This window comes from Flavobacterium difficile, assembly GCF_011392115.1.
Taxonomy (GTDB): domain Bacteria; phylum Bacteroidota; class Bacteroidia; order Flavobacteriales; family Flavobacteriaceae; genus Flavobacterium; species Flavobacterium difficile.
Map to the genome: position 1 here is coordinate 211,778 of NZ_JAAJBT010000001.1, position 11,485 is coordinate 223,262.

Sequence of the window (11,485 nt, forward strand, 5' to 3'; positions counted from 1 at the left end):
GTTGATAAGTATTAGAAATGAAATCAAAAGCCACTTTAAAAGAATTAGCGAGAGAATTAGGTGTTTCTACTTCAACGGTTTCTAAAGCGTTAAGTAATAGTCCGGAAATCAGTGAACAGACTAAAATTAAGATCAAAGAATTCGCACTTCTTAAAAATTACAAACCTAATAGTATTGCTAAAAACTTAAAAAATCAGCGTTCTTATACCATAGGTGTGATTTTGCCAAACATTCTAAATCCGTTTTTTGCTAAAGTTTTTTCTGGTATCGAATTATATGCGAATGAAAAAGGTTATAATTTGATTACTTGTACTTCTAACGAATCTTTGGAAAAAGAAAAACAAATGATTGAAATGTTAGACAATGGTGCGATTGATGGTTTTATTTTAGCTTTAGCAGAAGAAACTCAGAAAGAAAATAATTTTACTCATATATATAATGTGCTAAGACATGGAACACCAGTTGTTTTATTTGACAGAATTGCTGAAGAGTTAAAATGTGATAAGGTAATTGTGGATGATTTTGATTCCGCTGTGAATGCCACGCAATATTTGATAGATACCAATTGTAAAAAAATTGCATTATTCTCAACGATTAATAATTTAAGTGTTGGCGATTTAAGAACAAACGGTTACAAAGAGGCGTTGCGTAGAAATAAAATTAAATTTGATAAAAGCTTGGCTTTGCTTACAGATTCAGATGAAGGCTTTGATGAAAAAATGGGAGCACTTATTTTAAGTAAAAAACCGGATGCTATCTTTGCAATTGATGAATACGCTGTAGTAACTGCCATGAAATTTTGTTTAAAAAATGGTTTACATGTTCCAGATGATATTTCAATACTAGGATTTGCAGATGGTTTATGGTCGCGCCGAATGACGCCTAGTTTGTCTACTATTAGTCAGCATGCGCCAGAAATTGGTCAGAAAACAGCCGAATTAATCATCAAACGTATCGAAGAAATTCCAGATTTTGAATCGGAAAAAATATTTGAAACAGCTGTAATTAAAACAGAATTAAGAAAAAGAGATTCGGTCAGAAAACTATAAATTCCAACTATTCAACTGTTGCATCGCATGGTATGCGGTTAAATCAAAATGAACAGGAACAATAGAGATGTAATCATTAGCTAAAGCCCATTCATCGGTATCTTGGCCATTGTCGTGGTTGACAAATTTTCCAGTAAGCCAATAGTATTCTTTTCCCATGGGATTGATGCGTTTGTCAAATTCTTCTTCCCAGGCTGCTTTCGCTTGACGACAAATTTTAATGCCTTTTATGTTGTTTGTTTTCGGAAAATTCACATTTAAGACTACACCTTCAGGTAGTCCTTTTTCTAAAACTTCGAGTACAATTTTTTTGATATAGGGTTTGATGAATTCAAAATTGGCGTCCCAACTGTAATCGCATAACGAAAATCCAATCGATGGTATCCCTTCAATGCCACCTTCTACAGCGGCACTCATCGTACCAGAATAAATTACATTTACAGAAGAATTTGAACCATGATTAATTCCTGATACACATAAATTTGGACGGGTTTTCAGCACTTCATGTACACCCATCTTTACACAATCTACAGGAGTTCCAGAACAACTGTAAGCGTTTTCAGTACCTAAAAATCCGGGAATATGTTTCAATTCTAATGTGTTGTTTATCGTTATAGCGTGTCCCATTCCGCTTTGTGCACTGTCTGGAGCAATAATATAAATTTCACCTAATTCGTGCATTACTTCGGTTAAGGCTTTTATGCCAGGAGCAGCAATACCATCGTCATTGGTAATTAGAATTTTTTTCATTTCGTGAAGGTGTTAAAATATTTGCTAAATTATCATATTTTATGATTTAATTGTAGATAAAAATATTAAATTTGTGTTCTTAGTTAAAAAGAAACAAAAGCATTTACTTTTGGCACGATTTTAGAAATTAGAAATGAAAAATATAGTAGAATTTATGAAAAGGAATTATAGAGTTTTATTAGTTGTAGGAATATTAGCTGCAGGATTGTGGAGTTTTATGCCATCCAAAACTTCGTCTGGAGACGAGAAAGATAAAATGTTACTTGAGTTGTTGTCTTTTGTATTAGAAAAAGGACATTTTTCTCCAATTGAATTGAATGATGACTTTTCCAAAAAAGCTTATGCTTCTTACATTGAATCTCTAGATCCAACCAAAAGATATTTTATTCAGTCGGATATTAATGAATTTCAAAAATATGAAACTTCGATTGATGATATGATAAGAAGTAAAGATTTGTCGTTTTTCGATTTAACTTACAAAAGGTTAATGCAAAGAATGAAAGAATCAAAAGAAATTTACAGTTCGATTCTTTCTAAACCTCTAAATTTAAACGATGATGAAACGATAAGTGTTGATTATGAAAAATTACCTTATGCAGCTTCAAAAGGAGATTTGACTACCAGATGGAGAAAGCAATTAGAATTTGCCGTTTTAAGTGATATTACAGATAAAGAAGACATACAAAACGGAATTGATAAATTAGATGCAGAAACTACAGAGAAAAAAGAAGTAGTTAAAGCTGAACCAAAAACATTTGAACAGTTAGAAGAAAAAGCTAGAAAAACAACGGAGAGTAACCTAAATAATAATTTTAGTTTTATTGCCGAATTAACTCGTGAAGATTGGTTTTCAATTTACATTAATGCCATTGTAACACAATATGATCCACATACTTATTACTTTTCTCCAGAAGATAAAGAGAAATTTGATGTAAGCATGAGTGGTAAATTTGAAGGTATTGGTGCCCGTTTACAAAAGAAAAACGAAGGCATTGAAGTTTCAGAATTAATTAGTGGTGGTCCAGCTTGGCGAGGAAAATTATTAGAACAAGGCGATATTATCATAAAAGTTGGTCAAGGTAACGAAGAACCAATCGACATTGCAGGAATGCGTTTGGATGATGTGATCAAAAAAATTAAAGGACCAAAAGGAACTCTTGTGAAACTTACTGTAAAGAAAGTTGATGGAAGTGTTAAAGTTGTTCCAATTATGAGAGATGAAGTGGAAACAGAGGAAACTTTTGCCAAATCGACAGTAGTAAATAAAGACGGGAAACTATTTGGAATAATTTATTTACCTAAGTTTTATATTACATTTGAAAATAAAGCAAATAGAGATGCCTTTAAAGATGTTGCACAAGAAATTGAGCGATTAAAAGCTTTAAATGTTCAAGGAATTGTAATGGATTTACGTGATAATGGAGGTGGGTCTTTAGAAACTGTTGTGAAAATGACAGGTTTATTTATCGATAAAGGTCCAGTAGTTCAGGTAAAACCTGCAGGTGGAAAAGCACAAGTTTTACCAGATACAGATTCAAAAGTGCAATGGGATGGGCCGTTAGTTGTTATGATTAATAATTATTCTGCATCGGCTTCTGAAATTTTTGCAGCTGCCATTCAAGATTATAAAAGAGGAATTGTTATTGGAAGTAAGCAATCTTACGGAAAAGGTACGGTTCAGAATGTATTTGAACTTAACGAATTTGTCCGCGGAAATCAGTACGGAGATTTAGGAGCTTTGAAAACTACAACTCAAAAATTCTATAGAATTAATGGTGGTTCTACACAATTAGAAGGTGTAAAAAGTGATATTGTAATGCCAGACCGTTTTAGTTTTATGGAAACAGGTGAAAAAGACGAAAAAAGTGCATTGCCTTGGGATAAAATTGAACCTGCAATTTATACTCCTTTAAATGTGAGTTTTGATAAAGTTATTGCGAAGAGTAAAAACAGAATTGCTACGAATGAAAACTTTAGTTTAATTTCTGAAAATGCAAAATGGATTAACGATAGAAAAGAAGACAATACGATTAGTTTAAATTATGCTTCTTACAGAAAAGAATTGTCAGATATTGAAGCCCAAACTAAAAAGTTTAAAGCGATTGAAAAATTTAAAAACAACTTAACTTTTACATCATTGCCTTACGAATTAGAATTAATGGCAAAAGATGAATTGCTTAAAGAAAAACGCGACAGATGGCATGCTGAATTAGTAAAAGACGTTTATATGACCGAAACACTAAACGTTTTATTCGATTTAACGTTAAAAGAAGTAAGTGCAACAACTCTTGAGAAAACTAAAAAAACAAAAAAAACGAAAGAGAAAAAGTTAGCTTCTAAATAAATGAGATTTATAAATAAAAAAATGCCATTCAATTTGAATGGCATTTTTTGTTGTTAAAGTTAAGGAGTCGCTTATCTTATTTTGTCTAATTTGATTTGCGCTTTTTCTAGTTTGTTTTGTAATTCAATGTTTTTCTTCAGAAGTTTTTCTATTTTTTCTTGACGTTTGATTTCATCATTTGGCGATAGTTTCCCTTTTTTCTTATCCTTTTCAAACTTTTCTTTTTCGTCTTCTGTTTTCTCTTTGTTTTTAAGAATGTCCTTTTTTAAATCGGCAACTTTTTCTTTAGCGTCAGCTAATTCTTCTCTTTCTTTTTCAATCTTTTTGCGCTCTTTTTCTGCCTCTTTTCTTTCTTTTTCAGCTGCTTTTCTTTCTCTTTCAGCGTCTTTCTTAGCTTTCTCTAGTTCTTTTTGCTGGTTTTTAGCCTCTTTTTCCGCTTTTTCAATTTCTTTAGCAGCTTGTTTTTCTGCTTTTTCTTTTTCTTTTAAAGCTTCTTTTTTTTCTTTTTCTAATTTAGAAAATTCAATTTTTTTAATTGAATCATTACTTTTTAAAATAGAATCGGTTTTTATTTCTTGTGCTTTTAGACTGCCAGCTATGAGGCAAAATCCTATAATTGCGACTAATTTTTTCATATTGATATGAGTTAAGTTTTACGTATTTTATTTACTTTTACAAAGATAACAAACATAATTATGCGAATATTCTTTTTAAATATATTTCTTCTTTCCTTTATTTCTTCTTGTCAATTAAAAAATGAAAATACGAAATTAGATACAGATGCTACTTCCACAAAAGTATCGAACAATTCAACAGATTCTTCTGAGTTTTCTCCATTGCCGACTTCTACAACTAACGCTGTTTATGAACGTGAAGGTTATACGTTTTCCTATGCGGAAGCTTATGAGCAAAGCGAATGGGTAGCCTATTTGTTAGAAGATGGGAAATGGAAATATTCCGATTTAGAAAGACCACTTTTTGAACAAGACCCACTTGTAAAAACAGAATCGGCACATTGGGGAAATTATAAAAAATCAGGGTATACGAAAGGTCATTTGTGTCCCGCTGGCGATAGAAAACAAAGTCAGGAATTGTATGAGGAAACTTTTTTTACAAGTAACGCCTCACCGCAATTATATGATTTTAATGCTGGAGTTTGGAACCGTTTAGAAAACAAAGTACGGTATTGGGCAGGTAAATATGATGGAGTTTATGTAGTAACGGGTGGTGTTTTAACTGAAGATTTAGAAACTATTGGTAGAGAAGAGGTTGCTGTGCCAAAATATTTTTACAAGGTGTTACTAACGAAAGACAAAACCAGAATGATTGCTTTTTTAGTGCCACATGAAAAATCGAATCAGCCTTTATACGAATTTGTTGTATCGGTAGACGAATTGGAACAAAAAACAGGAATTGACTTTTTTCCTAAATTAAATGATGCTTCTGAAAATAAATTAGAAGCCAGTAAAGATTATAAAGGTTGGAGTTTTTAAGAAATCAATTTTTTACCACTCATTTACCTTATTCGCATCTAACTTAATAAAGATAAATAGCATAATGGTAAATGCCCATAAACTCGAACCTCCATAGGAGAAAAAGGGTAGTGGTACTCCAATAGTTGGAAACAAACGAATAAGCATCGCAATATTTACAAAAAAGTGGGTGAATAAATAGGTAGCCACACAATAGCCATATACTCGACTAAATCGGGTTTTTTGCCTTTCTGCTAAGTATAAAATTCGAATAAATAAACACACGAATAAACTCATAACTAAAAGGTTCCCCACAAATCCCCATTCTTCACCAACGGTTGTAAAAATATAATCAGTGTGTTGTTCTGGTACAAAGCCTCCTTTCGTTTGAGTTCCTTCTAAATATCCTTTTCCAAGTAAACCTCCAGAACCAATCGCTATCATCGATTGATTTAAGTTGTATCCTTCTTTTTTCATGTCTACATCATCACCTAAAAGTACATTAATTCTGTCTTTTTGATGTGGTTCTAACACATTATCATACACATAACTTACAGAAAAAGCAAAACTTGAAATGGCAATAAAAATCAAACCATAAACTATTGGATTTCTCGTAATTAGACGATTAAAAATATAATGAATTACCATGAAAACACCCACAAAGGAAATTAAAAATATGGGTTTAATAATTAGCGCTAATAAGAATGTGGCAATGGCTATTGCACCTGTCCATAAATACCAACTCGGTAATCCTTCTCTGTGTAGCACAAATATTAGCGATAAAAATATCATGGCGCTTCCTGCATCAGGTTGCATTAATATTAAAAAAACAGGCAGTCCAATGATTGCAAAAGCGATATATTGAAAATTTTTCTTTGCTAAATTTACTTGTGCATCACTCAAATATTTTGATAATAATAAGGCAACAGCTGTTTTTACAAATTCCGAGGGTTGAAAACCAAAACCACCAAATTGATACCAATTGGTTTGTCCTTTTTTGGTAACTCCAAAAACAAACAATCCTAGAAGTAGAAATATTCCGAATCCATATAATATAAATGAAAACCGTTCAAATATCTTAGAATCTACAAATAAAATAGTAAAAATTAAAGGAATAGAAATAATCATAAATATCATTTGTCTTCCATAATTTAAACTAAAATCAAAGGTGTATTCTTCATCTGGCGGCACCGTAACAGAATAAATAGTCATCCATCCAAAAACCACAAGGATGATGTATAACATTATCGTTATCCAATCGATGGAATTACTAATATCTTGGTTTTTCATTTTACTTCCTTTATTTGGAATTTTTATAATTACGAAATAGCAGTTTTTTTTAGATATTTAATTGATTACGATCTCAATTTTGATATTTCGTGACGGTTTATTTTTTTACTGAATCTTTCTTTTTTTCTTCTTGTTTTTTCTTTTTTTCTGCTTCTATTTCTTTTTTCGATTTTAATTTTAAGCGAAGCGAATCTATTTTTGTTAATTTAGGTTTGTGAATAGAATCTTTACTTGGATATAATTTTCGATATTGCCAATTTAAATTTCCTTCTAACATTCTTTTTTCTAAATCCTTTCTAGTAATTTTTTTGTTTAAATATTTTTCAATCATTAAAGTAGCAATAGGTCCAGCCCAAGTATTTCCATAATGACCGTTTTCTACAATCACAGCAATAGCAATTTTGGGTTGAATTCTTGGCGCAAATGCCACAAATTCAGAGTGGTCTTCTAATTGTACTCGTTTTCCGTTAATTTTAGCGAAATTTTCTGCAGTTCCAGTTTTACCACAAATTTCTAAGCCCGTAACACCTAAGCCAGCAGCAGTTCCACGATTGTAAACATCGAATAAACCGTTTATTATTGGGTCAAAATGTTTTCTGTCAATTGTTGTAACATGTTTTGTCGTGTATTTCGAATCTATTTTTTTTCCTTTAATATTTTTTATGATATGAGGTGTATAATAGTAACCACGATTAGCGATAGTGGCCATCATGTTAGCCAATTGAATAGGTGTCATAGAAACTTCTCCTTGACCAATCGAATTGGAAATAATGGTTGTAGCACGCCAGCCTCCATTTGGGTAAAATCGTTCGTAAAATTTTGAAGTTGGAATGTGTCCTTTTCTACCAGTTGGTAAATCGTATCCCATGAAATCTCCAAGTCCAAAACTTTTTAAATGATTGGACCAGGCAGTTACGCCGTCTTTTGGTTTTTTATATTTTTCGATAGTTCGTTTATAGGTGTTGGCAAAATAGGTGTTACACGATTTATAAATTCCGAAATTTAATTTTATGATTCCACCTGGACAGTGGCATTTCATGAAGGCACCTCGACCATAAGAAAACCCATGTCCGCATGTAAATGAGGTTTCTTCATTAATTACACCTTCTTGTAAACCAATTAAACCTGTTAAAATTTTAAATGGAGAACCTGGTGGAAACTCGCCAAGTAAACCTCTGTCGTAAAGAGGTTTTGCGATGGAATCGTTATATAATTTGGTATAGTTTTTAGATCTTTGTCTACCCACTAATAGTGAAGGATCAAAGGTTGGTGCGGTAACAAGTGCTAATATTTCACCGGTACTTGGTTCGATGGCAACAATCCCACCACGTTTGTTGATCATTAATTCTTCACCATATTTTTGTAGTTCTGAATCTATAGAAAGTGTTAAATCGCTACCTTGTTTCGCAATGGTGTCAAATTTTCCTTCTTTGTAAGAACCAATTTCTTTGTTGTGTTTGTCTTTTAAAATGTATTTTACACCTTTTACGCCACGTAAAATTTCTTCATAGGCTTCTTCAACGCCTTGCATTCCAATCAAATCCCCACTTTTATAATAAGGTTTTTTAGCAATAATGGCATCATTCACTTGCGTGATAAATCCAAATACGTTGGCGCCATTTTTGGTTTGGTATTCACGAAGAGAACGTTTTTGAATGTAAAAACCGTTGTATTTTCTAATTTTTTCTTGAAAACCTGCAAATTCCAATTTATTTAATTGAGGAAGGAATAACGAAGGTAATCTCGGACTATATTTTTTGGCTTTTTCTATTTTTTCGGCATATTCTTTTTCAGTAATTTGAAGAATTCTGCAAAATTCGGTTACATTTATATCTTTCACTTCGTTGGGCACAACCATGATATCATACGAAGGCTGATTGGCTACAAGAAGTTTTCCATTTCTATCATAAATATACCCTCTTTCTGGAAAGTCATATTTGATTTTTATGGCATTGTTTTCAGATTTAATTTTTAGTGAATCATCTATAATCTGTAAATAAAAAAGACGTGCCAAAAGAATTACCGATGATACAATGATGATGGTTGGTAATAAGGTCTTTCTCATCGTTTGCTAGGTTTAATTAAGTAAATACTAAGAATACAAATTATGAATGTAAAAAGTGTACTTAATATAGTACGAGTTATGATTTCGAAGAACAAATCGAAACGATACAATTCTAAGCTAAAAAGTACTAAATGATGAAATAATATAGCAGACATGATAAAAGTAAATCGGTCTACGGATAATTTATCGGCAATTCTAATGGTTTGATATTCGTAACTTAAACCAAATGCAAATTTTAAAAACCCAGGTCTGAAATAGGCTAAAAGTAAACTCGCTGTGGCATGCACTCCACCGCTGTCGCAAAATAAATCCATCACTATTCCTAAGCAAAAACTAGCAGCAATGAAACCCGATTTGTTAGAGTTAATAGGATATAAAATGATGAATAGTATGTATAAATACGGATTAATCCAACCGCCAAATTTAATTTGTTCGAGCACAACGATTTGTATCGTTAATAAAACAATAAAACGGATTAAATTTAAAATAAAATTACTGTTCATTATTTTTTTGTTGGATCTTTTTCTGTTTCAGCTTCAAGTGCTTGTTTTTCTTTTTTCTTTTTATTTTCAACGATGTACACATATCCAAGTGCTGTCATATCGTTAAATAATCGGATATTGATTACGTACTTATTGGTGTTTTTTTCTTCAAAAATTCTGTCAATCTTTCCAATTGGAATATTTTCAGGAAATATGGCAGATTGCGCACCAGTAACAATAGTGTCTCCTTTTTTCAAAGTTGCTAATTTGGGAACATCAATCAATTGTACATAACCTGCATTTTTTCCATCCCAAGTAATAGAACCAAAATGTTCGGAATTTTTTATTTTTCCATTAAGTGGATTTTTAGTGTGCAAGATGCTAATTACTGTTGCGAAATTTTTCGAAGTTTTTTCAATGATTCCTACTACACCTTTGTCACTAATTACTGCCATGTCTGGTTTTAATCCTTCAATAGCACCTCTGTCTAAAGTTAAAAAATTTTCTTGTTTGGTATAAGAATTTTTAGTCACTTTTGCTTGACGCACTACATAATTGGATAAAATATCTGGAACTACAATTTTACCTTCTAAAATGGTATCTTTTTTATTGAAAAGAATTTCTTTTAAACGGGCATTTTCTCTAGCTAAATCTTCATTTTTTTGACGCAAACCAAAATATTCTTTCACGCTATTAATTTGACTGTAGGTATAACCAGATACAGCGTTGGAAGAGTTAATATACTGGCTTCTGTGGTAAGAATGCGATTTTACCGTAAGTGTTAACGAAACACCCAAAAGCAGCAAAAACAGCAGTTTATAGCTGTTTTTTATAAGAAAGTTTATAATTTGCTGCATGTATTACGTGCTTATTTAATTAAGATGTTTTTGTATTTATTTAAGTTTTTAAGTGCCATTCCTGTTCCACGAACTACAGCTCTTAAAGGATCTTCAGCAATATAAACGGGTAAATCTGTTTTTAAAGAAATACGTTTGTCTAATCCTCTTAACATAGAACCACCACCAGCTAAATAAATACCTGTATTATAGATATCTGCAGCTAATTCTGGAGGCGTTTGAGATAGCGTTTCCATAATGGCATCTTCAATTCTTTGAATCGATTTGTCTAATGCTTTGGCGATTTCTCTATATGAAACATCAACTTGCTTTGGTTTTCCTGTTAGCAAGTCACGTCCTTGAACCGACATGTCTTCAGGAGCGCTTTCTAAATCTTCGATAGCCGCACCAATTTGAATTTTGATTTTTTCCGCAGTTGTTTCACCCACAAATAAATTGTGTTGTGTTCTCATGTAGTAAATGATGTCGTTTGTGAAAACATCTCCCGCAATTTTAACCGATTTATCACAAACTATACCCGCTAATGCGATTACGGCAATTTCTGTTGTTCCACCACCAATATCAACAATCATGTTTCCTTTTGGTTGCATGATGTCGATTCCAATACCAATTGCTGCTGCCATTGGTTCATGAATTAAGTAAACTTCTTTACCATTAACACGTTCTGCGGATTCTTTTACCGCACGCATTTCCACTTCAGTAATTCCAGAAGGAATACAAATGACCAAACGTAGCGCTGGAGTGAATAATTTTTTCTTTAAGGCTGGAATGCTTTTAATAAACATTTGAAGCATTTTTTCAGAGGCATCAAAGTCGGCAATAACTCCATCTTTTAATGGACGAATTGTTTTAATGTTTTCGTGTGTTTTACCTTGCATCATGTTGGCTTCTTTTCCAACAGCAATAATTTTTCCAGTTATTCGGTCCCTTGCTACAATTGAAGGGCTATCTATTACAACTTTGTCGTTGTGAATTATCAGTGTATTCGCGGTACCAAGGTCAATTGCAATGTCCTCGGTCATGAAGTCAAAAAATCCCATATTTAAATCAAGGGTTTAGTATTTTGTTTAATTATATTCAACTAACAAAAGTATAAAATTAATTTGGAATTATTTAAAATAAAAACGCATTAAAAAAAATATTTTTAATGCGTTTTAAAATACTGTTTTTGTATAA

10 protein-coding genes are annotated in these 11,485 nt (G+C 32.1%); 3 read left to right on the forward strand and 7 right to left on the reverse strand.

The annotated features are described in order from the left end of the window. Positions 1–17 precede the first annotated feature (17 nt). On the forward strand, positions 18–1,049 hold the full coding sequence (locus G4D72_RS00925) for a LacI family DNA-binding transcriptional regulator (protein WP_166075702.1): 1,032 nt from the start codon (positions 18–20) through the stop codon (positions 1,047–1,049). On the opposite strand, the gene surE is transcribed toward G4D72_RS00925, so the two are convergent. Next, entirely contained in the window at positions 1,044–1,799 is a 756-nt protein-coding gene (gene surE, locus G4D72_RS00930; protein WP_166075703.1) for a 5'/3'-nucleotidase SurE, read from the reverse strand. The two genes, G4D72_RS00925 and surE, sit on opposite strands and share 6 nt — an antisense overlap. A gap of 133 nt (positions 1,800–1,932) precedes the next feature. Here surE and G4D72_RS00935 point away from each other — a divergent pair, with 133 nt between their 5' ends. After that, on the forward strand, positions 1,933–4,143 hold the full coding sequence (locus G4D72_RS00935) for a carboxy terminal-processing peptidase (RefSeq protein ID WP_166075704.1): 2,211 nt from the start codon (positions 1,933–1,935) through the stop codon (positions 4,141–4,143). Positions 4,144–4,214: 71 nt separating this feature from the next. Here G4D72_RS00935 and G4D72_RS00940 read toward each other — a convergent pair whose 3' ends face one another. After that, the gene (locus G4D72_RS00940) at positions 4,215–4,778 is read right to left on the reverse strand and encodes a hypothetical protein (protein WP_166075705.1); all 564 of its coding nucleotides are present in this window, start codon (positions 4,776–4,778) and stop codon (positions 4,215–4,217) included. A 60-nt stretch (positions 4,779–4,838) separates the two neighbouring features. Between G4D72_RS00940 and G4D72_RS00945 the strand changes: the two genes are divergently transcribed. Next, on the forward strand, positions 4,839–5,636 hold the full coding sequence (locus G4D72_RS00945; protein ID WP_166075706.1) for a DNA/RNA non-specific endonuclease: 798 nt from the start codon (positions 4,839–4,841) through the stop codon (positions 5,634–5,636). A 12-nt stretch (positions 5,637–5,648) separates the two neighbouring features. Here the strand turns inward: G4D72_RS00945 and rodA are convergent, their stop codons facing one another. The 5 genes from rodA to G4D72_RS00970 all read right to left on the reverse strand — a co-directional run bounded on the left by rodA (position 5,649) and on the right by G4D72_RS00970 (position 11,349). Then, entirely contained in the window at positions 5,649–6,905 is a 1,257-nt protein-coding gene (gene rodA / locus G4D72_RS00950) for a rod shape-determining protein RodA (protein ID WP_166075707.1), read from the reverse strand. A gap of 97 nt (positions 6,906–7,002) precedes the next feature. Continuing rightward, positions 7,003–8,970, reverse strand: coding sequence for a penicillin-binding protein 2 (gene mrdA / locus G4D72_RS00955; protein WP_166075708.1), 1,968 nt, complete (start codon positions 8,968–8,970; stop codon positions 7,003–7,005). Continuing rightward, a complete protein-coding gene (locus tag G4D72_RS00960) occupies positions 8,967–9,473 on the reverse strand; it encodes a rod shape-determining protein MreD (RefSeq protein ID WP_166075709.1) in 507 nt (168 codons plus the stop codon). Before G4D72_RS00960 ends, mrdA begins: the two co-directional genes overlap by 4 nt. Further along, positions 9,473–10,309 carry a rod shape-determining protein MreC gene (mreC, locus tag G4D72_RS00965; protein ID WP_166075710.1) on the reverse strand — a complete coding sequence of 279 codons (837 nt, stop codon included), beginning with the start codon at positions 10,307–10,309 and terminating at the stop codon, positions 9,473–9,475. Before mreC ends, G4D72_RS00960 begins: the two co-directional genes overlap by 1 nt. An 11-nt stretch (positions 10,310–10,320) precedes the next feature. After that, a complete protein-coding gene (locus G4D72_RS00970; RefSeq protein WP_166075711.1) occupies positions 10,321–11,349 on the reverse strand; it encodes a rod shape-determining protein in 1,029 nt (342 codons plus the stop codon). Positions 11,350–11,485: the final 136 nt, after the last annotated feature.